The sequence below is a fragment of the Streptomyces sp. NPDC088706 genome, from assembly GCF_044752765.1.
Taxonomy (GTDB): Bacteria; Actinomycetota; Actinomycetes; order Streptomycetales; family Streptomycetaceae; genus Streptomyces.
The window spans coordinates 574,953-601,708 of the sequence record NZ_JBIVLW010000003.1 but is presented as its reverse complement, the minus strand read 5'-3'; the positions used below and the strand labels follow the sequence as shown (position 1 = coordinate 601,708).

General features: G+C 71.9%; 26 protein-coding genes, 3 tRNA genes and 1 pseudogene. 19 read left to right on the top strand and 11 right to left on the bottom strand.

Annotation, left to right across the window (positions count from 1 at the left end):
• Positions 1–93: 93 nt before the first annotated feature.
• Entirely contained in the window at positions 94–729 is a 636-nt protein-coding gene (upp, locus tag ACIQAK_RS12195) for a uracil phosphoribosyltransferase (protein WP_326704646.1), read from the bottom strand.
• Between the two features lie 95 nt (positions 730–824).
• Between upp and ACIQAK_RS12190 the strand changes: the two genes are divergently transcribed.
• The 9 genes from ACIQAK_RS12190 (at position 825) to ACIQAK_RS12150 (ending at position 7,289) form a co-directional block, all read left to right on the top strand.
• A complete protein-coding gene (locus ACIQAK_RS12190) occupies positions 825–1,085 on the top strand; it encodes a hypothetical protein (protein ID WP_366391700.1) in 261 nt (86 codons plus the stop codon).
• Between the two features lie 229 nt (positions 1,086–1,314).
• Positions 1,315–1,899 (top strand): hypothetical protein, encoded by a 585-nt coding sequence (locus tag ACIQAK_RS12185; protein ID WP_366391732.1) that lies wholly within the window; start codon positions 1,315–1,317, stop codon positions 1,897–1,899.
• A gap of 520 nt (positions 1,900–2,419) precedes the next feature.
• Entirely contained in the window at positions 2,420–2,848 is a 429-nt protein-coding gene (gene tadA / locus ACIQAK_RS12180) for a tRNA adenosine(34) deaminase TadA (protein ID WP_366391731.1), read from the top strand.
• A 67-nt stretch (positions 2,849–2,915) separates the two neighbouring features.
• Positions 2,916–3,003: transfer RNA gene (locus ACIQAK_RS12175), tRNA-Ser, on the top strand.
• Positions 3,004–3,427: 424 nt separating this feature from the next.
• Positions 3,428–3,592: a hypothetical protein gene (locus ACIQAK_RS12170; RefSeq protein WP_366391699.1), complete on the top strand. Its 165-nt coding sequence runs from the start codon at positions 3,428–3,430 to the stop codon at positions 3,590–3,592.
• Positions 3,593–3,612: 20 nt separating this feature from the next.
• Entirely contained in the window at positions 3,613–3,906 is a 294-nt protein-coding gene (locus ACIQAK_RS12165; RefSeq protein WP_366391698.1) for a Dabb family protein, read from the top strand.
• A 223-nt stretch (positions 3,907–4,129) separates the two neighbouring features.
• The gene (locus ACIQAK_RS12160) at positions 4,130–5,053 is read left to right on the top strand and encodes an RNA polymerase sigma factor SigF (RefSeq protein ID WP_401369918.1); all 924 of its coding nucleotides are present in this window, start codon (positions 4,130–4,132) and stop codon (positions 5,051–5,053) included.
• A 234-nt stretch (positions 5,054–5,287) separates the two neighbouring features.
• Positions 5,288–6,154 carry an RNA polymerase sigma factor SigF gene (locus ACIQAK_RS12155; protein WP_366391696.1) on the top strand — a complete coding sequence of 289 codons (867 nt, stop codon included), beginning with the start codon at positions 5,288–5,290 and terminating at the stop codon, positions 6,152–6,154.
• Between the two features lie 898 nt (positions 6,155–7,052).
• Positions 7,053–7,289, top strand: a complete 237-nt coding sequence (locus tag ACIQAK_RS12150) for a hypothetical protein (RefSeq protein WP_366391695.1) — start codon at positions 7,053–7,055, stop codon at positions 7,287–7,289.
• Between the two features lie 109 nt (positions 7,290–7,398).
• Here ACIQAK_RS12150 and ACIQAK_RS12145 read toward each other — a convergent pair whose 3' ends face one another.
• Positions 7,399–7,614, bottom strand: coding sequence for a hypothetical protein (locus ACIQAK_RS12145; RefSeq protein ID WP_366391694.1), 216 nt, complete (start codon positions 7,612–7,614; stop codon positions 7,399–7,401).
• A 234-nt stretch (positions 7,615–7,848) separates the two neighbouring features.
• Between ACIQAK_RS12145 and ACIQAK_RS12140 the strand changes: the two genes are divergently transcribed.
• From ACIQAK_RS12140 to ACIQAK_RS12120, 5 genes are all read left to right on the top strand, one after another.
• Complete coding sequence (locus tag ACIQAK_RS12140) at positions 7,849–8,361, top strand: MarR family transcriptional regulator (protein WP_366391693.1); 513 nt, start codon at positions 7,849–7,851, stop codon at positions 8,359–8,361.
• Positions 8,362–8,392: 31 nt separating this feature from the next.
• Positions 8,393–10,930 carry a DHA2 family efflux MFS transporter permease subunit gene (locus ACIQAK_RS12135; RefSeq protein ID WP_366391692.1) on the top strand — a complete coding sequence of 846 codons (2,538 nt, stop codon included), beginning with the start codon at positions 8,393–8,395 and terminating at the stop codon, positions 10,928–10,930.
• A gap of 290 nt (positions 10,931–11,220) precedes the next feature.
• Positions 11,221–12,039, top strand: a complete 819-nt coding sequence (locus ACIQAK_RS12130; protein WP_366391691.1) for a YceI family protein — start codon at positions 11,221–11,223, stop codon at positions 12,037–12,039.
• A gap of 60 nt (positions 12,040–12,099) precedes the next feature.
• Positions 12,100–12,570, top strand: coding sequence for a PPOX class F420-dependent oxidoreductase (locus tag ACIQAK_RS12125; RefSeq protein WP_366391690.1), 471 nt, complete (start codon positions 12,100–12,102; stop codon positions 12,568–12,570).
• A gap of 53 nt (positions 12,571–12,623) precedes the next feature.
• A complete protein-coding gene (locus ACIQAK_RS12120; protein WP_366391689.1) occupies positions 12,624–13,577 on the top strand; it encodes an NAD(P)-dependent oxidoreductase in 954 nt (317 codons plus the stop codon).
• Between the two features lie 154 nt (positions 13,578–13,731).
• Here the strand turns inward: ACIQAK_RS12120 and ACIQAK_RS12115 are convergent, their stop codons facing one another.
• Positions 13,732–14,514, bottom strand: a complete 783-nt coding sequence (locus ACIQAK_RS12115) for a TetR/AcrR family transcriptional regulator (protein WP_366391688.1) — start codon at positions 14,512–14,514, stop codon at positions 13,732–13,734.
• Between the two features lie 137 nt (positions 14,515–14,651).
• Positions 14,652–16,394 (bottom strand): MFS transporter, encoded by a 1,743-nt coding sequence (locus ACIQAK_RS12110; RefSeq protein ID WP_366391687.1) that lies wholly within the window; start codon positions 16,392–16,394, stop codon positions 14,652–14,654.
• Between the two features lie 160 nt (positions 16,395–16,554).
• Here ACIQAK_RS12110 and ACIQAK_RS12105 point away from each other — a divergent pair, with 160 nt between their 5' ends.
• Positions 16,555–17,421 (top strand): endonuclease/exonuclease/phosphatase family protein, encoded by an 867-nt coding sequence (locus tag ACIQAK_RS12105; RefSeq protein WP_366391686.1) that lies wholly within the window; start codon positions 16,555–16,557, stop codon positions 17,419–17,421.
• Between the two features lie 331 nt (positions 17,422–17,752).
• Positions 17,753–18,966: pseudogene (locus ACIQAK_RS12100) on the top strand (serine hydrolase domain-containing protein).
• Between the two features lie 96 nt (positions 18,967–19,062).
• On the opposite strand, the gene ACIQAK_RS12095 reads toward ACIQAK_RS12100, so the two are convergent.
• From ACIQAK_RS12095 to ACIQAK_RS12075, 5 genes are all read right to left on the bottom strand, one after another.
• Positions 19,063–19,230: a hypothetical protein gene (locus ACIQAK_RS12095; RefSeq protein WP_366391685.1), complete on the bottom strand. Its 168-nt coding sequence runs from the start codon at positions 19,228–19,230 to the stop codon at positions 19,063–19,065.
• A gap of 4 nt (positions 19,231–19,234) precedes the next feature.
• The gene (locus tag ACIQAK_RS12090; RefSeq protein ID WP_366391684.1) at positions 19,235–19,981 is read right to left on the bottom strand and encodes a response regulator transcription factor; all 747 of its coding nucleotides are present in this window, start codon (positions 19,979–19,981) and stop codon (positions 19,235–19,237) included.
• Positions 19,982–20,055: 74 nt separating this feature from the next.
• Positions 20,056–20,937: an amidohydrolase family protein gene (locus tag ACIQAK_RS12085; RefSeq protein WP_366391683.1), complete on the bottom strand. Its 882-nt coding sequence runs from the start codon at positions 20,935–20,937 to the stop codon at positions 20,056–20,058.
• A 43-nt stretch (positions 20,938–20,980) separates the two neighbouring features.
• Positions 20,981–21,868 carry a DUF2797 domain-containing protein gene (locus ACIQAK_RS12080; protein WP_366391682.1) on the bottom strand — a complete coding sequence of 296 codons (888 nt, stop codon included), beginning with the start codon at positions 21,866–21,868 and terminating at the stop codon, positions 20,981–20,983.
• A 186-nt stretch (positions 21,869–22,054) separates the two neighbouring features.
• Complete coding sequence (locus tag ACIQAK_RS12075) at positions 22,055–22,684, bottom strand: hypothetical protein (protein ID WP_366391681.1); 630 nt, start codon at positions 22,682–22,684, stop codon at positions 22,055–22,057.
• 144 nt (positions 22,685–22,828) lie between these two features.
• Between ACIQAK_RS12075 and ACIQAK_RS12070 the strand changes: the two genes are divergently transcribed.
• Entirely contained in the window at positions 22,829–23,770 is a 942-nt protein-coding gene (locus ACIQAK_RS12070; protein WP_366391680.1) for an RNA polymerase sigma-70 factor, read from the top strand.
• A 93-nt stretch (positions 23,771–23,863) separates the two neighbouring features.
• Entirely contained in the window at positions 23,864–25,051 is a 1,188-nt protein-coding gene (locus tag ACIQAK_RS12065; RefSeq protein WP_366391679.1) for an FAD-dependent oxidoreductase, read from the top strand.
• A gap of 119 nt (positions 25,052–25,170) precedes the next feature.
• On the opposite strand, the gene ACIQAK_RS12060 is transcribed toward ACIQAK_RS12065, so the two are convergent.
• Positions 25,171–25,243, bottom strand: a tRNA-Arg gene (locus ACIQAK_RS12060).
• 216 nt (positions 25,244–25,459) lie between these two features.
• Positions 25,460–25,550 (bottom strand) — tRNA-Ser (locus ACIQAK_RS12055).
• Between the two features lie 434 nt (positions 25,551–25,984).
• Here ACIQAK_RS12055 and ACIQAK_RS12050 point away from each other — a divergent pair.
• A complete protein-coding gene (locus ACIQAK_RS12050) occupies positions 25,985–26,533 on the top strand; it encodes an SSI family serine proteinase inhibitor (protein ID WP_366391678.1) in 549 nt (182 codons plus the stop codon).
• Positions 26,534–26,756: the final 223 nt, after the last annotated feature.

Sequence of the window (26,756 nt, the reverse complement as noted above, 5' to 3'; positions counted from 1 at the left end):
GCCCGCCCCTGGACGAAGACCGGTGCCCCTCCCGCGACGCACAAGACGTACACGCGGGAGGGGCACCGTCCGTTTCCTCCCGGGCCGGAAAGGCTACTCCGCCGTCCCGTACATACGGTCACCGGCGTCGCCGAGGCCCGGGACGATGTACCCGTGCTCGTTGAGCCGCTCGTCGACGGAGGCGGTGACGACGGTGACGGGGGCGCCCGCCAGCTCGCGCTCCATCACCTCGACGCCCTCGGGCGCCGCGAGCAGCACGACGGCGGTGACATCGTCGGCGCCGCGCTTGATCAGCTCGCGGATGGCCGCGACGAGGGTCCCGCCGGTGGCCAGCATCGGGTCGAGGACGTAGACCTGGCGGCCGGAGAGGTCCTCGGGCATCCGGGTCGCGTACGTCTCCGCCTGGAGCGTCTCCTCGTTGCGGATCATGCCCAGGAAGCCCACCTCGGCGGTGGGCAGCAGCCGCACCATGCCGTCCAGCATGCCGAGACCGGCGCGCAGGATCGGGACGACGAGGGGGCGGGGGTGCGACAGCTTGACCCCCGTCGTGGGCGTCACCGGGGTCTCGATGTCGACCTGCTCGGTACGCACATCCCGGGTGGCCTCGTAGGCGAGAAGGGTGACCAGCTCGTCGGCGAGGCGCCGGAAGGTCGGAGAATCGGTGCGCTTGTCGCGCAGCGTGGTCAGTTTGTGCGCCACCAGCGGGTGGTCGACGACGTGGATCCGCATGCGTCAACAGTAACCGCGCCCTCCGGCACTCTGCGCTGGCATCAACCACCTGTTCGGAGGGAAGGTGGGGCATACGGACCCAGCGTTGGGGTGGTGTGTCGATGGCAGTGGACGGGCAGCAGCAGCGGAACCCAGGATCACGCGGAGTGAGCGACGCGCGCGACGCGCGCGAGCCGCGTGACACGGCGGGTGACGTCACGGACGCGCAGGAGAGTGACGCGGCCCGGCGCAGACGGCGCGCCCAGTTCCTCCGTGAGCTCCATGAGGCCAAGCAGCTGCGCGACCGGGTGCAGCCGCGCCGCGCCCGTGCCGCCCGTATGCGCCAACAGATGCGGATGCGTACGTTCCGCTGGTGAATCCGCCCGTACCACCGGCGCACTCCCCCCGCCGATCGGGTCTTCGGCGGGTCCGTCAGGGGGAGGGCCGACCAGGCACTCCTGGAACTGATGGCCGACGCAACGGTCGAAGAGGTCTCGCATGGCGCTTGTTTCTGCCACGATGCCGATTGGGCGGGGCTCAGGACAGACGGACAGCCGTCTGCCCTCCCGTCGGACCGATTCACCTATGACCAGTGGGAGAGTCACGGTGTACTTCGCCGCACTGCTCGCGCGCACCGAAGACGGGTGGGAAGCGAGCGATACAGAGCTCGACGATGTGGAGACCCTGTCCGACCTGACGGATCTGGCCCAGGAGGCCTCGGTGGACGAGGACACGGTCCTGGTCTACATCGAGCAGGAGGACGCCTGGTTCGGCATCCTCCGGGTGGACGGTGAGGAGGACCCCCGTATCTACGTCTCGGACGCGTCCGCCGCCGCCCGCTCCTCGTACGGGGAGATCCTGCTCACCGACGAACTGCTCGGCCGGGAACCAGGGGCCGAGGACGAGATCGCCGCGCTGGAAGAGCTCGTCGACCTCGACGACACGGAGGACGGCGACCCGGACGGGCCGGCCCGGCCCGCCTCCTCATCCGCGACCACCGACCGGACCGCCACCTCCGACTCCGATGCGGACACCGATCCCGACGCCGTCCCGGCGGGCCCGATCGGCGAGCTGGGCATCCTCGCCGACTTCGGGGTCTCCGAGAAGGACCTGCTGACCCTGCGAACCGACGCGCTGACGGAGATCGCCGACGCGCTGGGAGCGGCCGAGGTCCTGGAGGCGGTCCGCTAGGGCGGCCTGTCGTTCGGATCAGGTCGAATCAGGTCGGATCAGGTCGGATCAGGACGGATCGAGGTCGGCCGAGGACGGATCGAGTTCGGATCACAGTCCGATCAGGTCCGACCAAGGTCCGATCGGAGGTCCGCCCGTGAGCCCGGCCTGATCCGAACGAGAGGCCCCTGAGAGCGGGTGCCCGGCTCGACCCCTGCCCGGGACCCCGCCCGGGTGCCGGCCCTGGCCCGCCGGGGACCAGCGCCATGGACGTCCGTCCCTGACCCGCCGGGGACCCCGCCGTGATGTCCGACGGCACCGACCCGTCCGCGACCCCGTCCGTTAAGGTCCGCGGGTGACCGCACCACCGCCGAACCCCTCACCCCGGCCCACCCCGGACCCCTCACCCCGGCCCACCCCGGACCCCTCACCCCGGCCCACCCCGAACCCCTCACCCCGGCCCACCCCGGACTCCGTACGCGTACCCGACCCCGTACGCGCGCCCGTGCCCGACCCCGTACGCGATCCGTGGCAGGCCCCGATGCGCCGCGCCCTGGCCGAGGCCGAGCGGGCGGCGTCGGCCGGCGACGTGCCGGTCGGTGCCGTCGTCCTCGGTCCCGGCGGCACCGAGCTCGCCGCCGCCCACAACGAGCGTGAGGCCACCGGCGACCCCACCGCGCACGCCGAGATCCTGGCCCTGCGCCGGGCGGCCGAGGTCCACGGCGAGTGGCGCCTGACCGGCTGCACGCTGGTGGTCACCCTGGAACCATGCACGATGTGCGCGGGCGCCCTGGTCCAGTCCCGGGTGGCCCGGGTCGTCTACGGGGCCCGCGACGAGAAGGCGGGCGCGGCCGGCTCCCTCTGGGACGTCGTCCGCGACCGCCGCGTGAACCACCGCCCGGAGGTCGTCGCCGGCGTCCTGGAGGACGATTGCGCGACCCAGCTGACGACGTTCTTCCGCGCCCGGTGACCGGGCGCGGCCCCGCCACCGGGAACCGATTTCTGCGCACGCCCCGGGATGGTCTAAGCTCTCTCTCGGTAGCGTGTCCGAGCGGCCGAAGGAGCTCGCCTCGAAAGCGAGTGTGGCGTAACCCGTCACCGTGGGTTCAAATCCCACCGCTACCGCTGGTAGATGGAGGGACAGACCCGTTCGGGTCTGTCCCTCCACTGCGTCCCGCCTCAGTTCTCGTCTCAGTTGGCAGTCCCATGCCGCAGGAAAGCGGACCGCGTCAGCTCCCCCGCAGCGCTGGTAGGGGGCGTGGAGGGGCAGTTGCATGAGGCTGTTCCCGATCCCGGCCGTCCACCGCGGTGACCCCACGGAGAGGCCTGTTCCGGCCCTCCGGTTCCTGCCCGGTCCGGAGGGCTCGTGATCCATGCCGCCGTGGAGCAGAAGCCGTACCGGCGGGCAAAAGGCCTCGATGGACAGGTCCTAGGTCCTTGAAGGGCGCATCAGTGATCGAACACAGTCACCGGATACGACCATGCGTGCGGATAGAATCGCCCGATCGCACGCGGGGTCGGAGGCGGGTTCTACGGGGAGGCAAGGGCAGTGGCGCAAGCGAAGAAGATCACGCTCTACATAGTGGTGGTCTTCGTGCTGTACACGATCATCACCTCGCCCGAACGGTCCGCCGAACTCGTGGGGGTAGGGTTCGAAGGCGTTTCCAGCGCCGCTCAGGGCGTCGGCGAGTTCATGACCGAACTGGTGAAGTAGCGAAGCAGTAGGAGTACCCGATGATCCGCCACCTGGTCCTGTTCAAGCTCGACGAGGGCGTCGAGCGGGACGACCCGAGGGTCGTCGCCGGGGACCGCGCCTTCCGGGAGCTGGCGGGGCAGGTTCCGGAGCTGGAGTTCTGGGAGTGCGCCTGGAACATCACCGACCGGCCGATCGCGTACGACTACGCCATCAACTCCGCCGTCGCCGACGAGGACGCCCTCAAGCGCTACATCGAGCACCCGGCCCACCAGGCCGCCGCGGGCCAGTGGCGTGCATTCGCCACTTGGGTGATCGCGGACTACCCCTTCTGATCCCTCCCGCCGCGGAGGCAGGACCGGCTCCACCCGACCCCTCGCCGTTCAGGCGAGGGGTTTCCTCGTTCCGTTTAAACCCTTATGACCTCAACACGGCACTTTGCGGTGCTTGCACACAGTGGGCATGTCTTGTGATGCTATGACCGCTTTTGACGGATGAGTTGACCGTAGTTGACCGCGAAGGGGTGGCGTCACCGTGCCGGCCAGTACAGCGCCTCAAGTGCCTCCCCAGTCCGTCCAGCCGCCCCAGGCAGCCTCCCAGGCCGCCCCCCAAGCCTCCCAGGCCCCGCAGACCCCTCAGACCCCTCAGGCGTCCCAGGCCGCTCCGGCCGAGGAGATCCAGACCGAGACCCCGGACCCGACCACCCCGCCCGCCAGAACCCGTGGGGCGGACACCAGAGCCCTCACCCAGGTGCTCTTCGGGCAGCTCAAGGACCTGGAACCCGGCACCCCGGAACACGGCCGCGTCCGGGCCGCCCTCATCGAGGCGAACCTCCCGCTCGTCCGGTACGCCGCCGCCCGCTTCCGCAGCCGCAACGAGCCGATGGAGGACGTCGTCCAGGTCGGCACCATCGGTCTGATCAACGCCATCGACCGCTTCGACCCGGAACGCGGCGTCCAGTTCCCGACGTTCGCCATGCCCACCGTCGTCGGCGAGATCAAGCGCTACTTCCGCGACAACGTCCGCACCGTCCACGTCCCCCGCCGGCTGCACGAGCTCTGGGTCCAAGTCACCGGCGCCACCGAGGACCTGACGACCGCTCACGGGCGCTCCCCCACCACCGCGGAGATCGCCGAGCGGCTGAAGATCTCCGAGGACGAGGTGCTCGCCTGCATCGAGGCCGGACGCTCGTACCACGCCACCTCCCTGGAAGCGGCACAGGAGGGCGACGGGCTGCCCGGACTGCTGGACCGGCTCGGTTACGAGGACCCCGCGCTCGCCGGTGTCGAGCACCGCGACCTCGTACGCCATCTCCTCGTCCAGCTCCCCGAGCGCGAGCAGCGCATCCTCCTTCTGCGCTACTACAGCAACTTGACCCAGTCTCAGATCAGCGCGGAACTAGGCGTCTCCCAGATGCATGTGTCAAGGCTCCTGGCCAGAAGTTTCGCCCGATTGAGGTCCGCAAACAGGATCGAGGCGTAACCGGAACGGGTAGACCCTCCAGAGAACGGTTCTGACGGCATAAAAGCCCTACACCCCCTGTTTCCAGGGCGGATTCGTCGCTGACTTGTCGACATGTCACTACAGCGTGTTGCCGACATGTGACATTCTGCTCGAAGCGCGTTTGCCGCAGCCCCGCCTCCGGTATTCAGGTGGAGGCTGCGTTCCTCCGATGGTCGCGGCCACCGCGACCGTCCGCGACCTCAAGGGGGTGGCATGTCCGCAGAACAGGGCAGCTCGAAGGTGCTCACGCTCACGAAGAGCGTGCCGGCACCCGCCGTGCTCACCAGCTCGCCGGAAGCCATCGACACCCGCACTCTGTCCCGCTCCCTGTTCCTGCGGCTCGCCGCGCTCGGCCCCGCCTCGGGTCCCGAGGGAACGGACAGTCCGGAGCGGACCTATGTGCGGGACACACTCATCGAGCTCAACCTCCCGCTGGTGCGGTACGCCGCGGCGCGGTTCCGGAGCCGCAACGAGCCGATGGAGGACATCGTCCAGGTCGGCACGATCGGCCTGATCAAGGCGATCGACCGGTTCGACTGCGAACGGGGCGTGGAGTTCCCGACGTTCGCCATGCCCACGGTCGTCGGCGAGATCAAACGGTTCTTCCGCGACACCTCCTGGTCCGTACGGGTGCCCCGGCGCCTCCAGGAGCTGCGCCTCGCGCTGACGAAGACCAGCGACGAGCTGTCCCAGAAGCTCGACCGCTCCCCGACCGTGCCGGAGCTCGCCAAGGCGCTCGGGGTCTCCGAGGAGGACGTGGTCGACGGTCTCGCCGTTGGCAACGCGTACACCGCCTCCTCGCTCGACTCCCCCTCGCCCGAGGACGACGGCGGCGAAGGCTCCCTCGCCGACCGCCTCGGGTACGAGGACGCGGCGCTGGAGGGCGTCGAGTACCGCGAGTCGCTGAAGCCCCTGCTGGCCAGACTCGCCCCGCGCGAGCGCCAGATCATCATGCTGCGGTTCTTCGCCAACATGACCCAGTCGCAGATCGGCGAAGAGGTCGGCATCTCCCAGATGCACGTCTCGCGGCTGCTCACCCGTACCCTCGCCCAGCTCAGGGAAGGACTCATCTCCGACTGAGGCCGGGCGGAAGCCCCTGCACATCGTCACCCCGTGCACGAGGGTTCTGATTTGACGGTGCGTCAGACACACTGGCGCGATGCGACGTCAGAAGCGTCAGACCCCTGGAATCCGCCGACCCCGACAGACCCGCCGGACCCGTCGGACACGCCAGGCACTTGCAGACCCGCCAGACACCTCAGGCACTTCAGGCACCTCAGGCGCGTCAGGCATGCGGACCCAACGGCCGCCGAGGCATCGTGATCGCCGCCTCGGCGGCCGCATTGTGTCTGGGCGGCGGCTTCCTGGTCGGCTGCGGGGGCGGTCCGGACGACGGTTATGTGGCGGTGGGCGCGGCCGGCAGCGGGCCCGAGCGGTCCGCGGGCGGGACCGGAGGGCCTTCCGGGAAGGTGACACTGGTCCCGTTGGACGGCGGCGCGGAGGAGGGCGGGGCCGGGGCGGGGGGCGGTGGCGGCCGCCGGAGCCCGGGAGTCCCCTCGCCGCCCGGCTATGACCCGGTAGGCGCTGACGCCACTCAAGGGCGTACGGAAGGTACTGCGGCACAGTCCGCGGACCCAGGCCCGGGGGGCGGCGGCAGGGGTGGTGGGAGCGGAGGGCGTACGGGGGCGTCCGACGGGGCCGGAACCGGCCCGGGGGCCACCACCGGCACGGGCTCCGGTACGGGCTCCGGTACGGGCTCCGGTACGGGCTCGGCACCGGCCCCAAGCCCGGCGGACCCGCCAAGCCCCCCGGAGGCGGGTCCACGCCCCCGGACCCGGGCAGCCCCGGACCCGGTGGCGGAGACGGCACCGCCGGCCCTTCCCCCGGCAGACCCGCCCCGCCCCCGACCCCCGCCGCACTGAAGCTCGGCGCCCCCCAGCGTGCGCCGGCGGACAAGCGGTGGTACGAGAAGGTCACCGTGGACTTCCGCAACACCGGCGGCTCCCCGGCCCGCTCGGGAACGGTCACCTTCGCCACGCACGTCATCGGAGCCCTGGGCGTCGACTGGGCCACCATCAGGTCGAGCCGGCCGCTACCCGCACCCATCGCGGCCGGTGCGACGCGTTCGGAGACGTACAGCGTGTGCGTGGCGTCCTGGCGCGTCCCCCTGGGAATGCGCGTCGAGACGCAGGACGTCTCCGCCGTGTGGCAGTGAGGCGTGGAGGTGAACGCCCGTGGGGCGGAGCGGCGGCCGCGCGGTCGCGGTTCCGCCGTCCGCCCCACGGGCGTTCAGGTCGTCATACGTCGTTCGGTGGGCCGGTGCGTCAGCTCAGTGCGAGCCACGCCACCGCGCCGAGGACGACGACGACCGCGACGACGAGCGCGATCACCCCGGCTCTCGGCCCGGACGAGGTCGCCGCCGGCTGCTGCCGGCGCTGCGGCTCGCCCTCGTCGACGAAGGCGCGGAACATCTGCGTGCTGCCCGCCGGATCAGGGGTGCCCTCGGGGCCCGGCTGAGGGGCGTGGGGGTTGTGTGCCATGGGGCAGGACCCTAGCGAACTCGGGCCTTCCGCCCAACCCCCGGGCCGCCGGGCACCCCGTCCGACCGGCGGTTGCGGATACGGAGAACGGGCTTGACCCGGAGCCTACGGAGGCTTTTGCGTTCCTTTACTTCTGCAAGCCGATTTTCGTTTGCCTGTAGCAACCAACAGCTTCTATGGTTGCCCTAAGCAACAACATAGTGAACACAGCCAATCAGTGCGTTGGGGGGTCCCGTGGCCGCACGGAGTCGGTACGAGGAACTGGCCCGGCAGCTCAGCGCCGTCGGGGCCGTCAAGCGGGGACTCGCCCGCGTACTGCCCCCCGAGTGTCCCGGTGGCTCCGCCGCCGTGCTGACGCTCCTGGACCGGCACGGCGAGATGCGCATCAGCAGACTCGCCGAGCTGATGGCCGTGGACCTGTCGGTGACCAGTCGCCACGTGGCCCATGTGGCCGAGCACGGCTGGATCGAACGGTCCCCGGACCCGGCGGACAAGCGGTCCCGCATCCTGCGGTTGACCCCCGGCGGTCACGCGCAGCTCGACGAGCTGACGCGGCGCATCACCGAGATGTTCGCCCGCAATCTCGTCGACTGGTCCGACGAGGACGTCGGCCGGCTCAATGCGCTGCTGTCCCGGCTGCGGGACAGCTTCGCCTGTCGCGGAACCGGTGGCTGTGCCCCCGGAAGCCACTCCGGGGAGTGCCGGAACGGGCTCGGCGACGACGCGTACACCCGTACACCTATGTAACAGAAGCAAATACGCACGGATAAGGAACTCAATGGCTACGACCACACCGACCGGTGTGCGGGGCGGCCACGCCAAGCACGGAGGGCACGGAGGCCACAGCGGCTCCGGCGCCCCCGACGGCACGCCGATGACACACCGGCAGATCATGGAAGCGCTGACCGGGCTGCTGCTCGGCATGTTCGTCGCGATTCTGTCGTCGACGGTCGTTTCCAACGCCCTCCCCGAGATCATCTCCGACCTCGGCGGCGGACAGAGCGCCTACACCTGGGTCGTCACGGCCTCGCTGCTGGCCATGACCGCCACCACCCCCCTGTGGGGCAAGCTCTCGGACCTCTTCAGCAAGAAGCTGCTGGTCCAGATAGCCCTGATCATCTACGTCCTGGGATCGGTCGTCGCCGGTCTGTCGACCAGCAGCGGCATGCTCATCGCCTGCCGGGTCGTCCAGGGCATCGGCGTCGGCGGCCTCTCCGCCCTCGCGCAGATCGTGATGGCCGCGATGATCGCTCCGCGCGAGCGCGGCCGCTACAGCGGCTACCTGGGCGCGGTCTTCGCCGTCGCCACCGTCGGCGGCCCGCTGCTCGGCGGTGTCATCACCGACACCAGTTGGATGGGCTGGCGCTGGTGCTTCTACGTGGGTGTGCCGTTCGCGGTCATCGCCCTCGTCGTGCTCCAGAAGACCCTGAAGCTCCCGGTGGTCAAGCGGGAGGGCGTCAAGGTCGACTGGACCGGCGCGTTCTTCATCAGCGCCGCCGTCTCCCTGCTCCTGGTGTGGGTCACCTTCGCGGGTGACAAGTACGACTGGCTGTCGTGGCAGACCTACGTGATGGTCGCGGGCTCGGTCCTGCTCGGCCTGATCTTCGTCTTCACCGAGTCGCGGGCCGCGGAGCCGATCATCCCGCTGCGCCTCTTCCGCAACCGCACCATCACGCTGGCCTCGATCGCCTCGCTCTTCGTCGGCATCGCCATGTTCGCGGGCACGGTCTTCTTCAGCCAGTACTTCCAGCTCGCGCGGGGCAAGTCGCCGACGATGTCCGGCGTCATGACCATCCCGATGATCGCGGGCCTCTTCCTCTCCTCGACGATCTCCGGCCAGGTCATCACCAAGACGGGCCGCTGGAAGGCGTGGCTGGTCAGCGGCGGCTTCCTGGTCACGGCCGGGCTGGGACTGCTCGGCACGATCCGGTACGACACCGAGTACTGGCACGTGGCGATCTACATGTTCGTCATGGGTCTGGGCATCGGCATGATGATGCAGAACCTGGTCCTCGCGACACAGAACCAGGTCGCTCCGGAGGACCTCGGTTCCGCGAGCTCCGTCGTCACCTTCTTCCGGTCCCTCGGCGGCGCGATCGGCGTCTCGGCGCTCGGTGCCGTCCTCGGCAACCGGGTCACCCACTACGTGAAGGACGGCCTCGCCGACCTCGGCCCCGAGGGCGCGGCCTTCGGCCACGGCGGTACGGGCGGCGGTGGCATCCCCGACCTGGACAAGCTGCCCGAGCCCTTCCGCATGGTCATGGAGGCCGCGTACGGCCACGGCGTCGGCGACGTCTTCCTCTACGCCGCTCCGTGCGCGCTGATCGCCTTCATCGTGACGCTCTTCATCAAGGAGGTCGCTCTGAAGACCAGCGCCGGGAACGACAGCCCGCAGGACGGGACCGCTCCCGACGAGACGGTCGCAGTGCCGGCCGTCGCGGAGGCGGAGGTTCCGGCCGCCGTGGGTGCCGCCGGGCTCGTCTCGGAGGGCGCGGCGGGGGTCACGTCGGTCGACACGGCCGACGCCACCCCCTCGTACGACACCGTCCAGGGCACGCCCGTCCGCGGTGTGGTGCGCGGCGCCGAGGGCGCTCCGGTGGCCCGTGCGGCCGTCACCCTGATCTCGCTGGGCGGCCGTCAGCTGGGGCGTTCCGTCGCCCGCGGCGACGGCGGCTACGCCCTGGACGCGCCGGGCTCCGGCAGCTACGTCCTGATCGCCTCCGCCGACGGTTTCCAGCCGCAGGCGTCCACGGTGGTCGTCGGTGCGGAGCCGCTGGCCTTCGACATCCTGCTCTCCGGTACGAGCGGACTGGCCGGGGCCGTACGGGCCGCCGAGTCCGGTGCGCCGGTCGAGGGCGCGATGGTCATCGTGACCGACGTGCGCGGCGACGTGCTGGCCACGGGGACGTCCGGCGCGAGTGGGGAGTTCGCCTTCGGTGAGCTGATCCCGGGCTCCGTGACCGTCGCGGTCAACGCGGCCGGGTTCCGCCCACTGGCGCTGCCGGTGGAGATCGGCGGCCAGGGTGTCACCCGCGTCGAGGCCGCGCTGCGGTCCGGTGCGCTGGTCCAGGGCGTCGTACGGGCCGGGTCCGCCCTCAGGCCGCTGGCCGACGCCCGGGTCACGCTGATCGACGCGGCCGGCAACGTGGTAGCCACCGCGACGACCGGCGAGGACGGCGCGTATGCCTTCACCGACCTGGACGCGGGTGAGTACTCGGTCATCGCCACCGGCTACCCGCCGGTGGCCGGAGCCCTCACCGTGAGCGGTCAGGGAGTCGACGGGCACGACATCGAACTCGCCCACCCGGGTGAGTGACTGATCCCTTCCGTACGTGTCCCCTCCGTGCGTGTCCCCTCCGTGCGGGCCCCTAGTAGGTGCGCGCGTGCGCTGAGAGGGATGCGCGTGAACACGTGAAGGGATCGCAAAGACCCCTGGTCGGACGGCACTTCCTGCGGAGAGGCTGTCGCAACCGGGTGGAAATGGGCCCCGGTGGTGGGTACGGCAGGCAGGGGACGGCCTGCCGGGCCCGCCCCGGGGCCCGACTCATGTGCCCCTCGGCGGCGGACGTGCCGCCCGCGGGTCATCGAGCTAGGAGAGAGATACGGATGGGACTTCGCGCACAGGTACGGACGCGGGACGGCTGGGCGGTCCAGCACGCCGTCGTGACGGTCACCGACATGACCGGCACCCAGGTGCTGCGGGCCGCGGTCGACGAGGACGGGGCCGTCCGCACGGACGGGTCCCTGCCGGCCGGCGCGTACACGGTGATCGTCACGGCGGTCGGGTACGCCCCCGCCGCCTCCACCGCCCTCGTCACGGCGAGCGGCCGGATCGAGGGCGGGCAGATCGTGCTGGCCCGCCAGGGCGGGCTGGAGCTCCCGCCGCCGGGTGCCTGGTCGCTGGACCCGGTCCACTCCTCGGTCGGCACGGTCGCCCAGCACCTGGGGATCTCCAGCGTGCACGGCCGGTTCACCGACTTCGGCGGCCGGATCGAGATCGCCGAGGACGTCTCCCGCTCCCGGGTCGACGCGGTGATCGGCGCGGCCAGCATCGACACCGGCAACGGCATGCGGGACAAGCACCTGCGCTCACCCGACTTCCTGGACGTGGACCGGTACCCGGAGATCACCTACCGCTCCACCGGCCTCACCCCGGCCGGCCCGGACCGCTGGACCGTCCACGGCGAACTGGCCATGCACGGCGTCGCCCGCCCGGTCGACCTGGACCTGACCTACCTCGGCACCGGGCCCGACCCGTGGGGCGGGGTGCGCGCCGCCTTCCACGCCACGGCCGAGCTGCGCCGCGACGACTTCGCCATGAACTACAACCAGGTCGTCCAGGCGGGCATCTCCGCGATCGGGACGACCCTGCGCGTGGAGCTGGACATCCAGGCGGTCCAGGGCGAGGCGCTGCCCGGGCAGTGACCGCCGGGAGCGTGGTTCGCCGCCACGGCCGGGCGCCCGCCCGGTCGTAGGGTGGTCGCCATGGCTCCCGACATCGCTACCACCACCGCCGTGGACCTCGATGGGTTGCCGGCGTTCGTACGGCCCCGGCACCGGGCGATCCTGCTGACCGCCCGGGCCGACGGCCGTCCCCAGGGCTCCCCGCTGACCTGCGGGGTCGACGACGCCGGCCGGATCGTCAAGTCGACGTACCCGGAGCGCGCCAAGGCCCGTAACGCCAAGCGCGACGAGCGGGTCAGCGTGATCGTCCTCTCCGACGCGTGGGACGGGCCGTGGGTGCAGGTCGACGGCGTGGCGGAGGTGCTCGACGCCCCGGATTCGGTCGAGCCGCTCGTCGAGTACTTCCGGAACATCTCCGGTGAGCACCCGGACCGGGACGAGTACCGGGCCGCCATGGTGAAGCAGGGCAAGTCGATCATCCGGGTCACACCGGAGCGCTGGGGACCCGTCGCCACGGGGGGCTTCCCGGCCCGTCTGGCGCCGGGCCGGTGATACGCGCGGTGCCGGGGGCGGCGGGAGCGGCTGGGACGCCGGGGGTGCCGGGGGTGGTGCCTGCCGTGGAACTGCTCGCGCGGGCCCGGCTGCTGGTCGCGCCTGAGCTGAGCGCCGGGCTCGTACGGGAGTTGGAACGGATCTCCGGACGGGTCGCCGAGCCCCTGGGGGGTGAGCCCCTCGGGGGTCAGCCCCTCCTCTGCGTGGGGGCCGCGCTGCCCGGGGCGCTGCGGGCGGCGGCGGACCGGCTGCTCTGGTTCCACAGCGTCAACGCCGGGACGGACCCGCTGCTCGCCGCCGGTCCCTGGCCCGCCGGGGCGCTGCTGACCCGGACCGTGGGGCGGATGGGCGAGCGGATCGCCCAGTACGTCCTGGCCTGGGTGCTCGCCGAGTGCCAGGCCGTCCCCGAGTTCGCCGCCCAGCACGCCCGCGCCGAGTGGCGCCGCCTCCCCACCGAGCTCGTCGCCGGGCGGACCGCCCTCGTCTACGGCACCGGGCGCATCGGCGGGGCCGTCGCCGGACTGCTGCGCGGCTGTGGCGTGCGGACGGTGGGCGTGGCCCGCACCGCACGGACCGGGCCGCCCCCGCCGGGCTTCGACCGGGTGATCGGGGCGGACGAGGACGCCGGGGAGCTGGCGGGCGCCCGGTGGGTGGTCGCCGCCCTGCCGTTGACCGAAGCGACGGAAGGCTTCTTCGGGGCGGACCGGTTCGCTGCGGTGCGGGGGGCGACGTTCGTCAACGTGGGGCGGGGCGCGACGGTGGACATGGGGGCGCTGGAGGCCGCGCTGCGGGGCGGTGGGGTGCGGCGCGCGGTGCTGGACGTGCTGGCGGAGGAGCCGGCAGCACCCGGCGACCCGGTCTGGCGGCTGCCCCGTACGGTGATCACCTCGCACTCCGCGGGGATCACCGCCGACGAGGACGTGGCCGCGGACTTCGCCGCGTGCTGGGAGGCCGTGGCGGCGGGCCGACGGCCGGAGCTGGCCGTGGACACGGGTCGGGGCTACTGAGGGGGGGCCTGCTGGTGGGCTGACTGAGGGGCCTGCGGGCGGGGTGGCTGGGAGGCTGCTGGTGGGGCTACTGAGGGGCCCGCGAGCGGAGTGGCCGAGGGACCCGCGGGCGGAGTGGCTGAGAGGGCCCGTTCGCGGGTGACCGACGGGCGGGCTACCGGGCCGTCGTCGGGGAGGCCGTCCGGTCGCGCATCGCCTCGATGCCCGCGATCAGCAGGTCCAGCGCGAAGACGAAGTCCCGCTCGCGCATCTCCTCGACCGTGTCGCCGCCCCGGGCCGTCATGAGGTCGTCGGAGGACTCGACGATCTTCCGCAGGTTCGGCTGGGCCCGGATCGTGCCCATCGCGTGCCGGTGGAACTCGTCCTGGGTGAGCCCGGCCGCGTCGCACCGCGCCTTGAAGTGGCCCTCGACGGTGCCGAAGCCGTACACGAACTGGAAGACCGCCGAGAGCGCGCCCGTCTGCCGCTCCAGCGGGAGGCCGGTGGCCCGGACGATGTCCTGGACGGCGTAGGCGAACAGCATCGCGTTGGGGCCGATGTTGAGGAAGGTCCCGGCCAGCGGGGAGATCCAGATGTGGCGGACGATCAGTTCGCGGAAGCTCCGGGCGAACGCGCGCAGCCGCACCCGCCAGTCGGCATCCTCGGGGGGCGGGGCGATCTCGGCGTACACCGAGTCGAGCGCCAGCTCCAGGAGGTCGTCCTTGGTGTCGACGTACCAGTAGAGGGACATCGCGGTGACGTCCAGTTCGGCGGCGAGCCGGCGCATGGAGAACTTGGCGAGGCCCTCGGCGTCCAGCAGGCGTACCGACGCCTCGGTGATCCTGTTCCGGTCCAGGCCCGCGGGGGACTCGGTCCTGCGGGAGCGCGAGGGCGTGTTCCGGTCCAGCCACACGCTGGTCCGCGCGGGGTTCTTCGCACGGTCGGACGCGGACACCATGGCGCACTCTCCTCCTCTTGCGGGGACCGCCCCCCGCCGGTACGGGCCCGCCCTGTCGTACCTGTTCCGCCACCTGACCTGCCGGAAGGCCGGCGTACCGAACGACCCACGGTCCGGTACGCGCGTCCCCTCCGATGCTATGCCGCCGGTCCCGTCGAGTCTGCCCGGTCTCCGGCCGTCTCAGGCACCTCGACCTTCCCAGGCACCTCGACCTTCCCAGGCACCTCGACCTTCCCAGGCACCTCGACCTTCCCAGGCACCTCCGCCCGCGCCTCGGCCCTCTCAGGCACCTCGGCCTTCCCAGGCGCCTCCGCCCACACCTCGGCCCTCTCAGGCACCTCGGCCCTCTCAGGCACCTCGGCCTTCCTGGCCGCCCCGGCCTTCCCGGCCGCCTCCACCCGTTCGGCACGGCGCAACAGCAGCGCCGCGAGCAGGCCGCCCGCCAGCACCGCGGCCGCGCCGACCAGCTGGCTGAGCTCCAGGCCCGAGGCGAAGGCGTCCTCGATGCGGGCGCGTTCGGCCGGACCGTCGGCGGCGGCCACGGCGGCGGGCAGCGAGGCGGCCCCCACGGCCGCCGGTACGAGGGCGGCGAACCGCGAGTTCAGGACCGCACCGAGCACCGCGACCCCGAGCCCGTGGCCGAACTCCGCGAGCGTGCCGTTGACCCCCGCGCCCACCCCGGCCTTCTCCGGCGGGATGGCGCTCATGATGGCGTTGGCCATCGCGGGCATGGCCAGCGCGATCCCGGCGCCCATGACGATCAGGCCGAACAGCATCCCGCCGTACCCGTCCCGCCCCAGCACGGCGATGGCCGCGAGACCGGCCGCCAGGCCGCCCATGCCCGCCGCGATCGTGGCGGGCGTCCCCATCTTCACGACGATCCGGGCGCCCACGCCGGTGAGGTTGAGGGCGACCACGGTGAGCGCCATCGGCGCCGTACGCAGACCCGCCTCCAACGGCCCGTACCCGAGAACAAACTGAAGGTGCTGCGTGAGCAGAAAGAGGGAACCGCCCATCCCGAACGCGACCAGGATCGCGCCCGCCACCGCGCCGATGAACTTCTGGTTCCGGAAGAAGTGCATGTCGAGCATCGGGTACGGGATGTGCAGCTCCCACAGGACGAACCCGGCGAGCACCGCGACCCCGGCGAACGCCGTCAGCAGCACCCGGCCCGACGCCCAGCCGTGCTCGGGGCCGGAGATGATCGCGAACACGACCGCGGTCATGCCGATCGTGGAGAGGAGCGCCCCCAGCAGGTCGGGCCGCTCCCCCTGCGCGTTCCTGGACTCCGGTACGAGCCGGGCGACGGCGACCAGGCCGACCAGGGCGACCGGGATGTTGATGAGGAAGATCGCGCCCCACCAGAAGTGGTCGAGGACGAACCCGCCGAACAGCGGCCCCGCCGCGAAACCGAGGGAGCTCACGGTCGACCAGATGCCGATGGCCTTGACCCGCTCGGTGTCGTCGAAGATCTGGACGACGACGGCGAGCGTGGTGGTGAGCAGCAGCGCGCCCCCGACACCCATCCCGGCGCGGGCCGCGATGAGCTGGCCGGAGGACTGTGCGAGCCCGGCCACCAGCGAACCGATACCGAACAGGGCGAGGCCCACGACCAGCATCTTTTTGCGCCCGTAGCGGTCGGCGGAGCTGCCCGCGGTGAGCAGCAGGCCCGACTGGACGAGCGAGTAGGCGTTGATCATCCACTGGATGTCGGAGGTGGAGGCGTTCAGCTCGGTGGTGAGGGACGGGATGGCGACGTTGAGGACGGTGTTGTCGAGCAGCACGGTGAGCTGGGCGAGGCAGATCACCCCGAGGATCAGCCAGCGCTGCGGGTGCCCCTGCGGGGCGAGGTCGGGTCGCGGTGCGGCGGATGCCGTCATGCGGGCTCCTCGGTCTCCGGCGCGGCTTGACACCTCGACGGTTGAGTGGTTCTACGGTGTATAGGACAGGAACGTCGTACACCGTAGGACATCCCTGTACGGCGTACAAGTCGATTTACGCTGTACGACTCGCTGTACGACCCCCGCTGACTGGAGAGCCATGCCACTGCCTCGCCGTATCCGTCTCCTGCGGCTTCTCCTCGCCGCAGCCCTGTCGGGCGCGTTACTCGGATCGCCCGCCACCTCCGCTGCCGCAAGCCCCCGTGCTGTACCGCTGCGGGTGGTCACGTACAACATCCACGCCGGTGCGGGCGTGGACAACGTCTTCGATCTCGACCGCCAGACGACTGAACTGCGCTCGTTGCGCGCGGATGTGATCGGCCTTCAGGAGGTCGACCGGCACTGGGGCGCGCGCAGTGACTGGCGCGACCTCGCGGGCGAGCTGGCCGAGCGGCTGGGCATGTACGTGTTCTTCGCCCCGATCTACAGCCTGGACCCCGCCGAGCCGGGCGGGCCACGAGCGGAGTACGGGGTGGCGGTGCTGTCGCGGTACCGGATCGTGAGCGCCGAGAACCACGAGATCACCCGGCTCTCGACCCAGGACCCCTCTCCGGTGCCTGCCCCCGCCCCCGGGTTCGGCGAGGCCGTCGTACGGGTGAAGGGGCAGCCCGTGCACGTGTACGTGACGCACCTCGACTACCGCCCGGACCCCGCCGTACGGATCGCCCAGGTCGCCGACACCCGGCGGATCATGGCCGAGGACCGGGGCCCGAAGGTCCTGCTCGGCGACTTGAACGCGGAACCCGGCGCCCCGGAACTGGCCCCGCTGTGGACGGAGCTGGCGGACGCCGACCCGGGGGGCCCGACCTTCCCGGCGCGGGGCCCGGTCAAGCGGATCGACTACGTGGCGGTGTCCAGGAGCGGCGGCCCGCACGGCGGAATCTCCGTACGGGGAGCGTGGGTGCCGGAGAGCGTCGCCTCCGACCACCGGGCGGTCGTGGCGGACCTGGTGCTGCGGGGGCGATGAGTTCGCGGAGGCTCGGCAGTCTCCTGCTACGGCTTCACGCTCCGGAGGCTTCGTGCGGTGTGACGCCCTCGAAGCTTCCTCTTGGCACCCGAGGACGTCTTACAGCCCGAGGACGTCTTACAGCCCGAGCACCACCCACGGACCGCCGCCCACGGGGGGACGTACCAGGGAGACCGGGCTCATGACCGAGCACGCGGTACCGGAAAGGCCGACCATGAGCACCCCGAACGGACTGCCCGCGAACGGACTGTCCCCGAACGGACTGCCTCCGAACGGACTGCCCCCGAACGGACTACAGGAACTGCTGGACGCCCATATCGCCGAGGGATCGATGCCGGGCGCGGTGGCCTTGGTCGCCCGGGGCGAGCGGGTCGAGGTGGCCTCGGCCGGTTCGGCCGGCCGGGCCGGGGTCGCGGGCGCGGACGGAACTGCCTGCCCGGCCGGGGTCGCGGGCACGGTCGCGGATGGAACGGCCGGCCGGGCCGGGGTCGCGGGCGCGGACGGAACCGGAACGTCCGCGTCGCCCATGCGGCGGGACACCCTCTTTTCGCATCGCCTCGATCACCAAGCCGATCGTCGCGGCGGCCGCCATGACCCTGGTCGAGGACGGACTGATCGCCCCCGCCGACCCGGTCGCCGCATGGCTGCCCGAGCTGGCCTCCCCACTGGTCGTACGGACCCCGCGGAGCCCGGTCGACGACGTGGTGTCGGCGGTCCGCCCGATCATCCTCCTGGACCTGCTGACCTCCCGGGCCGGCTACGGCTTCCCGGCCGACTTCTCCCTCCCGGCCCTCGCCCCCCTGTTCGCCGAGCTGAAACAGGGCCCGCCGCAGCCGCAGGCCGTGCCCGCGCCGGACACCTGGATGGCCGCGCTCTCCCGTATCCCGCTGCTCCACCAGCCGGGCGACGGCTGGCTGTACGACACGTGCTCCGACATCCTCGGGGTCCTGATCGCCCGGGTCGCCGACCGCTCGCTGCCCGCGTACCTGGCGGAGCGGCTGTTCGAGCCCCTCGGGATGACGGACACCGGGTTCGCCGTGGAGCCCGGCGCGCTGGACCGGTTCACGAGCTACTACCGGGCGGGGGCGGCGGGCAGGCCCGAGCTGGTCGACGCCCCCGACGGGCAGTGGAGCAGCCCGCCGGCGTTCCCGTCCGGGGCGGGCGGCCTGGTCTCGACCGCCCGATGACTGGTGGACCTTCGGCCGGATGCTGCTCGCCGGAGGCCTGGCGGACGACGGCCGACGGGTGCTGGCCGCCGAGTCGGTGCGTCAGATGATCAGCGACCACCTGACCCCGGCCCAGCGCGCCGACAACGCCTTCTTCACGGAGGGCCAGGGCTGGGGGTTCGGCGGCTCGGTGGACATCGAGATCGCCGCCCCGTGGCACGTACCCGGCCGCTACGGCTGGATCGGGGGCACCGGCACCACGGCCCACATCACCCCCTCCACCGGCACGGTCGCCGTCCTGCTCACCCAGATGGAGCTGGCCGGACCCGCCGCGCCCCGGGTGATGCGGGACTTCTGGACGTACGCGGCCGGGTTCTGAGCCCGCCCGCGTACGCCCCCGCCGTCAAGGCCGGGTACGCCCCCGTCGTCCAGGCCGGGTACGCCCCCGTCGTCCAGGCCGCGTACGCCCCCGCCGTCAACCGGCAGGCTGCGTCAGGCCGTAGAAGGTGGCGCCGCCAACGGCGACCGCGGTGAAGTTCTCCGTCACCCAGGAGGAGATCCGCGCGCCGACGACTGCGGCGGTCAGCCCGGCGGCGGTGACGCACACCTCGACGACGATCAGGGGGTTCAGCGCACCGCTCACCGGGCTACTCACCGGGCTTGATCAGGTACCCCGCTCCTCGCCGGGTGTGGATCATCGGCGTCCGTCCGGCGTCGATCTTCTTGCGGAGGTAGGAGATGTACAGCTCGACGACGTTGGCCTGGCCGCCGAAGTCGTAGCTCCAGACCCGGTCCAGGATCTGCGCCTTGCTGAGCACCCGGCGCGGGTTGCGCATCAGGAACCGCAGCAGCTCGAACTCCGTGGCGGTCAGGTGGATCGCGTCCCCGCCCCGGCTCACCTCGCGGCTGTCCTCGTCGAGCAGCAGGTCCCCGACGGCCAGTGTCGACCCGCTCCGCCCGGCCGCGAGCGCCGTGCCGGACCGGCGGATCAGCCCGCGCAGCCGGGCCACCACCTCCTCCAGGCTGAACGGCTTGGTCACGTAGTCGTCGCCGCCCGCCGTGAGCCCGGCGATCCGGTCCTCCACGGCGTCCCGGGCGGTCAGGAAGAGGACCGGCACGTCGGAGTACTCGCGGCGGAGCCGGCCCAGCACGGCGAGTCCATCCATGTCCGGAAGCGTCACGTCCAGGACCACCGCGTCCGGCCGGAAGTCCCGGGCGGCGCGCACGGCCCCGGCCCCGTCACCGGCGCTGCGCACGTCCCAGCCCTCATAGCGCAGGGCCATCGAGAGCAGCTCGGCGAGCGGAGCCTCGTCGTCCACGACCAGGACGCGCACGGGCGTACGGTCCGGCCTGAGCAGTTCGGCACGCCCCTGGGGCGCGGTCGTCGTCGTCATGGGGCCAGCCTGTGCGGCGCCGGTGAAAGAAGCCTGACCCGTTCCTGTGAAAGTCCTGAGAAAGCGGCGCGGGTCTACGAGCGTCCCCCGAACAACACCTCCGCGTTGCCGTGACAGACCGCCCGCAACCACGCGTCCCCCAGCCCCAGCCGCTCCAGCGCCTCCAGTTGGTGGACGTACGGGTAGGGGATGTTCGGGAAGTCGGTCCCCAGCAGGATCCGGTCCCCGAGATCGGCGAGCCGCCCGCGCTCGTGGACCGGAAACGGCGTGAACCCCTCGCTGAAGTCGGTGAAGGCCATCGTCGTGTCGAGCCGCACCTCCGGGTACGCCTGCGCCAGCGCCAGGAACTCCGCGTACTCCGGCATCCCCAGGTGCGCGACGATCAGCCGCAGCCGGGGGTGGCGCGCGAGGAGCCGTCCGATCGGCTCGGGCCCGGTGAACCTCCCCGGCGCGGGCCCGGACCCGCAGTGCATCACGACCGGGACCCGGGCCTCCGCGAGCAGCCCCCACACCGGTTCCAGCAGCGGATCGTTGGCGTCGTACGCGCCGACCTGGAGGTGCGACTTGAAGACCCGCGCCCCACTCTCCACGGCTTCCTTCACGTACGCCTCCACGCCCTCCTCGGGGAAGAGGGTCGCGGTGTGCAGGCAGTCGGGCACCCGGGCGGCGAAGCCGGCGGCCCAGCCGTTCAGCCAGCGGGCCATGCCGGGCTTGTGCGGGTAGAGCATGGAGGTGAAGCGGAGCACCCCGAACGACCGGAGCAGGGACAGCCGTTGCTCCTCCTCGTACCGATAGGTGATCGGCCACTCCAGGCCGGTCAGCGGCCCGGCGGAGTCGAAGTAGGCCCACACCTTGCGCAGGACCTGCTCGGGCATGAAGTGGGTGTGCACGTCGATGATGCCGGGGAGCCCGAGCCGCTCCCAGAACCGCACGACGTCATGGCTCTCGGCTTCCACGCGCGGACTCCTTGCGGGGGTGGGGGCAGAACAGGGGGCGGGGTCAGAACAACCCACCCTGCACGCCGCCGCCCCCGATGTCGATGAGGGGCACACGTACATCGCCGGTCCCGTCCGCCGCGACGGCCACCAGCTCCCACCCGGTGATCAACCGCGTGTCCAGCACGACCACACCGCCGCCGGCCCCCTCCAGGTGCAGGTCGGGCCCGGCTGCGGCCACCAACCGTCCCGCGACGACGCCGCCGTCGACCAGTTCACCCACCGACCGCGTGGCGGCCGCCGAACGATCCAGTCCGAAGGCCGCGCCGTGATCGACGACTTCGAGAGGAACCCGCTCCAACGACTCGGGCCAGCCACGCCCTTCCAGCTCCACGACCCGCCCGTACAACTCCGCCACCTCGGCGAACCGCTCCTCCACACCCGGGAGTTGCCCGCGAACCACCCGCTTCCTGGCGTACGGGATCCGATCCGGCACCCCGAGCGCCGCCCGCAGCACCTCCTCGGTCCGCCGGGCGGCCATCAGGGGCCCGCGCCCGAGCCAGCTGAAGGCCACGGCCCCCTGCTCCCGCAGCCGCGCACCGCCCCGCTCCTCCCGGGTGATCCCGACCTTGACCAGGCCGGGCCCGAACCAGGCGAGATAGACGCGGTACGTGCGCGGGTCGTCCAGCAACGTGTCGGCGGCGACCGAGTGGGCCCGGTCCAGCCGCGCACACTCCGGGCACCGCGCCCCGGTACTGCGCACGGACACCACGGCTCCCAGAGGGCACACGTTCCCCCGTGCCCCCACGCAGTGCCGCTCCCCCACCGCGCGGAACCCGAGCCCGGCCCCGTACGCGAGCACACTCACCCGCCGGTCCCGGCCCCTGCGCCAACCCAGCTCCGGCGCGTCCCCCGGCCACCCGACCCCGGTACACCGCCACCCCAAGGCCACCCGAACTCCGCTCTCTCCACCACGCCCGAACCGGGCCGGCCCGAAGAACGAGCCCTGGACCTCACGCCTCCACGAAACCGTAGAACGAGCCCCGGCCCCACGCCTCCACCAAACCCAGGAAGGAACCCCGGCCCCACGCCTCCACCACACCCAGGAACGAGCCCCGGCCCCACGCCTCAGCGAAGGCTAGCGGGCCTCTTGAGGGAACCCGCCCGCGCCGCCTGGTGCGCCACCCACGCCACCCACGCCACCGACCGCGCCCGCCGCCGCGCCGCCGCCCCCGACACCCTCGATCCGCTGCCGCATCCCGGCCATACGCCGCACGAAGCGCCGGTTGAACCAGACCATCCACCCCAGGAACGCCGCACCGAACGCCAGCCCCCACAGGCCCGCCGCCACGTTCCCGGCGGCGAACCAGAGCATCGGGGTCCCGAAGACGACCAGGCCCAGCAGCGGGAAGGCCCACCACTGATTGCGCGCCAGCTTCTCCTCCCGGCGCCGGATCAGCCGGATCATGACGGCCTGCTCGGCAGGGTCCTCGGGCAGTTCGCCGTTCCTGGCGATACGCCGCTCCAGCTCCGGCACCCGCGCGGCCTCGGTCCCCACCGCCCGCGCGTCCCGCCGCCGGCGCCGCATCAGGTACCACGTCAGGAAGCCGGCGTAGAGGAACCCGCCGACGATGATCCCCGGCCACCCCGACCACCCGTCGAAGGCCAGCCGGATACCGACCCAGATGACCAGTACCAGCAGCCCGATGGCCCACCACTGGTCGTGCCACCGCTGTACCTGGACCTGGCCGTGCGCCTGCGACCCCATCGGTAACCTCCGCCCGGGCGCGCCCATCACACCCCGTGCCCTTCCGGCTACCCCGGCACCCGGCACTGATGCGGCCGGCGCCGCGCGCTCGGAACGCGCGGTTGCCCCGACCCCCCGGCGCGCCCGAGGGCTAGGATCCGGATCATGACTCCGACGGGGACCCACATGGACCGGTTCGAGGCCTCCATGCCCCGTCTGAAGGCCATCGCCTACCGTCTGCTCGGTTCGGCGAGCGACGCCGAGGACGCCGTGCAGGACACGTTCCTGCGCTGGCAGGCCGCTGACATCGACCGCATCGAGGTCCCCGAGGCCTGGCTGACGAAGGTCCTCACCAACCTCTGCCTCAACCAGCTCACTTCGGCCCGCGCCCGGCGCGAGTCGTACGTGGGCCAGTGGCTGCCCGAGCCGCTGCTCGCCGGGGACCCGATGCTCGGCCCCGCCGAGACCGCCGAACAGCGCGAGTCGGTCTCGTACGCGGTCCTCACCCTCATGGAGCGCCTCTCCCCCGACGAGCGGGTGGTGTACGTGCTGCGGGAGGCGTTCGACTACCCGCACCGGAGGATCGCGGAGATCCTCGACATCACCGAGGCCTCCTGCCAGCAGCTCTACCACCGCGCCAAGAAGCATGTCGCGGAGGGCAAGGCCCGTAAGGAGATCGACGAGGTAGCCGCCCGGCGGATCGTCGAGGAGTTCCTCGCCGCCGCCACCAGCGGGCGGACCGAGCCGCTCGTACGGCTCCTGGCCGCGGACGCCATCACGATCGGCGACGGCGGCGGGAAGGTACCGGCCCGCGCCGAGGCGTTCGAGGGGTCCCTGGCGGTCGCCAAGTTCATGCGGGGCCTGTTCAAGCCCAGCAAGGCCAAGCGCGACCTCATCGGCGGCACCGCCGAGATCCACGCCACGACCGCCAACGGCGCCCCCGCCATCGTGGTGGTCGTCGGCGGCCGGGTCGCCGGCGTCATGTGCCTGGAGGTCACCGACGACGGCATCGCCGCGTTCCGCAACCAGGTCAACCCCGACAAGCTCGAACGGGCGACCCGGCAGTGGGCGGCCACCGGCCACGGGGAGCCCCTGTTCCGCCTCTGACCACTCTGTGACGCGCATCACTTCGCACACCTGTCAGGAATCGACGGGCTGCCCGGTTCAAGGGGCGAATCCGCGCGAGACAGGAGTCAGGACATGCAGCACCGCATCATCGTCATCGGAGCCGGATACGCCGGAGCGATCGCCGCCGGGCGCCTCGCCAGGAGGCTGCGCCGCGAGGACGTATCCATCACCCTCGTCAACGCCGAGCCCGACTTCGTCGAGCGGGTCAGGCTGCACCAGCTGGCGGTCGGCCAGGAGCTCACCGCCCGCCCCTTCAGCGAGATGTTCGCCGGCACCGGCGTCGAACTGCGGCTCGCGCGGGTCACGGCCGTGGACGTCGACCGCGGGACCGTCGCCGTCACCGGCGCGAACGGCGTCGAAGAGCTGACGTACGACACTCTCGTGTACGCCCTCGGCAGTGCCTGGAACACCCACGGCGTCCCCGGCACCGCCGAGCACGCCCACGACATCGCCGGCCGCCCCGGAGCGCTTCGACTGCGCGAGCGCCTGGCCGGCCTGGCCGCCGGGCAGCCCGTGGTCGTCGTCGGCGGCGGCCTCACCGGCCTGGAGGCCGCGACCGAGATCGCCGAGGCCCGCCCGGACCTCGACGTGGCCCTCGCCGCCCGGGGCGGGCTCGGCGACTGGCTCTCCCCCAGGGGCCGCCGCCATGTGCGGAAGGTCTGCGGCAAGCTCGGCATCACCGTGCACGAACACACGGACGTCACCGCCGTGGAGGCCGACCGCGTCATCACCGCCGGCTCCGCCATCCCCGCCGCGGTCACGGTGTGGACCACCGGCTTCGCGGTCCACCCGATCGCGCGGGCGACCACTCTGGAGGTCGGCGGAGCGGGGCAGATCGTGGTCGACGGCACCATGCGCTCGGTCTCGCACCCGGACGTGTACGCCATCGGCGACGCGGCCCTGGTGATGGGCCCCAACGACAAGCCGCTGCGCATGTCGTGCGCCTCGGGCGTCCCCACCGCCTGGCAGGCCGCCGACTCCATCGCCTCCCGCCTGACCGGCACGAAGCCCACGGCCACGCCGCTGCGCTACTTCAACCAGTGCATCTCGCTGGGCCGCAAGGAGGCCCTGATCCAGTACGTCACCGCCGACGACCGCGCCCGCCCCGCCGCCCTCACGGGCCGGACCGCCGCCCTCTACAAGGAGGTGGTCTGCAAGGGCGCGGCCTGGGGCGTCGCCAACCCGACCCTGGGGATGCCGACCCGCCGACGCGGCATCACCGCCCAGGCGCCGACGGGAGCGGTAACCGAAGCCGCTTGAGGCCCCCGCCACCGGATCCTCGCCCCGCACCGAGGGTCCGGTGAGATGCGGTGGGCTCCATACGCGACTCCATACGCGAGAGGCCCCCGGGATTTCTCCTGGGGGCCTCTGGCCTGCTGTGCACTCGGCAGGATTCGAACCTGCAACCTTCTGATCCGTAGTCAGATGCTCTATCCGTTAAGCTACGAGTGCTTGGCGTTCCGGGCTTTTCTGCCTGGTCGGCGTTGCGGGAACAACATTACATGACCTGCGCCGTGACGCGAAATCCATTAGCCACACCGCCCCTGACCTGCATAAACACCCTTCTGGGGCAGATCCTGGCTGCCCCGTTGACCGTCCTGCGCAAGCAGCTCCCCGGCCGGGAACGACCGAAGCCCCGTGCCAGGGGCACGGGGCTTCGGGGTGGAGCGGAGGCGGAGGGATTTGAACCCTCGATGGGCTTTAAGACCCAAACCGCATTAGCAGTGCGGCGCCATAGACCGGACTAGGCGACGCCTCCTCCACACACCTCGCGCGGACGCGAGTGGTGCGTGCAGATGATGACACAGTCGAACGTCGTGTCACCAATCGCCGCCCACGTTACTAGCCATGCGGGGGGCAGGGCAAAGCACTTCGGCGTGGTGGCGCAACGTCCGGGCGCCAGGCGCGTTAGAGAGGCGTGGGGGCTTCGGCCTCCGTCGGTCGGGGACGGCCGGGAGCGGTCGGCCCGCTGCCCACCACCCCGCCGTTCGTCGTCCGTCATCCGTCGCATCCGCGGTCGTCCGTGGTGGTCCGTGATGGTCCGTAATGGTCCGTGATCATCAGCGGTCGTCAGGGGTAGCTACGGGCAGCCAGTGAGCTTCCGTGATCGTCAGCGGTCTCACTGAGCGTCCGTGAGCGCCCCGCGGCCCTCCTGTGGGCGACCGTCCGCGATGCAGAGATACAGGAGCCCGCATGCTGCGCCGTCTCGCCCTCACCACCGTCGTATCGCTCGCCGCGCTGTCCACCGCCGTACCCGCCGCGACCGCGTCCGGTCCGCTGCCCTCGGCCCTGCCCACCTCCGGGCCCCTCTCCACCGCCCACCCCGCCCTCGGGCCGCTGCCCGTGCCCCTTCCGCCGCTGCCCTCGTTCCTGGACGGCGGCGGCGCGGGGAAGGACGAGCCCGCCGCGCGGACCCGGCTCACCGTGACCGTGGAGCGTTCCGGGGTCGCCGGGGCCGACGGGACGTTCGAGCTGACCTGCGGGCCGACCGGGGGCACCCACCCGCAGCGGCAGGCCGCCTGTGACCGGCTCGCGGAGGTCGGGGCCACGCGGGCGGGGCAGGAGCTGTTCCGGCCCGCGCCGGAGGGCACCATGTGCACCATGATCTACGGCGGCGACGCCTCCGCCCGGATCGTCGGCACCTGGGAGGGCCGGGCCGTGGACACCACCGTGACCCGGGGTGACGGCTGCGAGATCGCGCGCTGGAACAACCTCGTGCCGGTGCTCCCCGACCTCCGATAGCACCCTCTCCGGGCCCCTCTCCGGGCTCCTCCGCTGAGCGTCCGCGCACGTCACAGAGTGCGCGGACGCTCACGTCATAGGCCCATGGCGTACACCGCGTGCACAGAACCTTGGTGAGAGCTCCCCCTCATCCGCCGCCCCCGGACCCTCCCCTGGCCTTAGACTCCTCCAGTGACAGTCTGCGGCCCGAGGGGCAAGATGGGGCCCGCTGTCGGCAAGGTGC

Coding starts and splice junctions, on each gene's coding strand:
- upp (WP_326704646.1), bottom strand. CDS start 729: ATGCGGATCCACGTCGTCGACCACCCGCTGGTGGCGCACAAACTGACC.
- tadA (WP_366391731.1), top strand. CDS start 2,420: ATGCGCCGCGCCCTGGCCGAGGCCGAGCGGGCGGCGTCGGCCGGCGAC.
- ACIQAK_RS12165 (WP_366391698.1), top strand. CDS start 3,613: ATGATCCGCCACCTGGTCCTGTTCAAGCTCGACGAGGGCGTCGAGCGG.
- ACIQAK_RS12155 (WP_366391696.1), top strand. CDS start 5,288: ATGTCCGCAGAACAGGGCAGCTCGAAGGTGCTCACGCTCACGAAGAGC.
- ACIQAK_RS12145 (WP_366391694.1), bottom strand. CDS start 7,614: ATGGCACACAACCCCCACGCCCCTCAGCCGGGCCCCGAGGGCACCCCT.
- ACIQAK_RS12135 (WP_366391692.1), top strand. CDS start 8,393: ATGGCTACGACCACACCGACCGGTGTGCGGGGCGGCCACGCCAAGCAC.
- ACIQAK_RS12130 (WP_366391691.1), top strand. CDS start 11,221: ATGGGACTTCGCGCACAGGTACGGACGCGGGACGGCTGGGCGGTCCAG.
- ACIQAK_RS12125 (WP_366391690.1), top strand. CDS start 12,100: ATGGCTCCCGACATCGCTACCACCACCGCCGTGGACCTCGATGGGTTG.
- ACIQAK_RS12115 (WP_366391688.1), bottom strand. CDS start 14,514: ATGGTGTCCGCGTCCGACCGTGCGAAGAACCCCGCGCGGACCAGCGTG.
- ACIQAK_RS12110 (WP_366391687.1), bottom strand. CDS start 16,394: ATGACGGCATCCGCCGCACCGCGACCCGACCTCGCCCCGCAGGGGCAC.
- ACIQAK_RS12105 (WP_366391686.1), top strand. CDS start 16,555: ATGCCACTGCCTCGCCGTATCCGTCTCCTGCGGCTTCTCCTCGCCGCA.
- ACIQAK_RS12090 (WP_366391684.1), bottom strand. CDS start 19,981: ATGACGACGACGACCGCGCCCCAGGGGCGTGCCGAACTGCTCAGGCCG.
- ACIQAK_RS12075 (WP_366391681.1), bottom strand. CDS start 22,684: ATGGGGTCGCAGGCGCACGGCCAGGTCCAGGTACAGCGGTGGCACGAC.
- ACIQAK_RS12070 (WP_366391680.1), top strand. CDS start 22,829: ATGACTCCGACGGGGACCCACATGGACCGGTTCGAGGCCTCCATGCCC.
- ACIQAK_RS12065 (WP_366391679.1), top strand. CDS start 23,864: ATGCAGCACCGCATCATCGTCATCGGAGCCGGATACGCCGGAGCGATC.
- ACIQAK_RS12050 (WP_366391678.1), top strand. CDS start 25,985: ATGCTGCGCCGTCTCGCCCTCACCACCGTCGTATCGCTCGCCGCGCTG.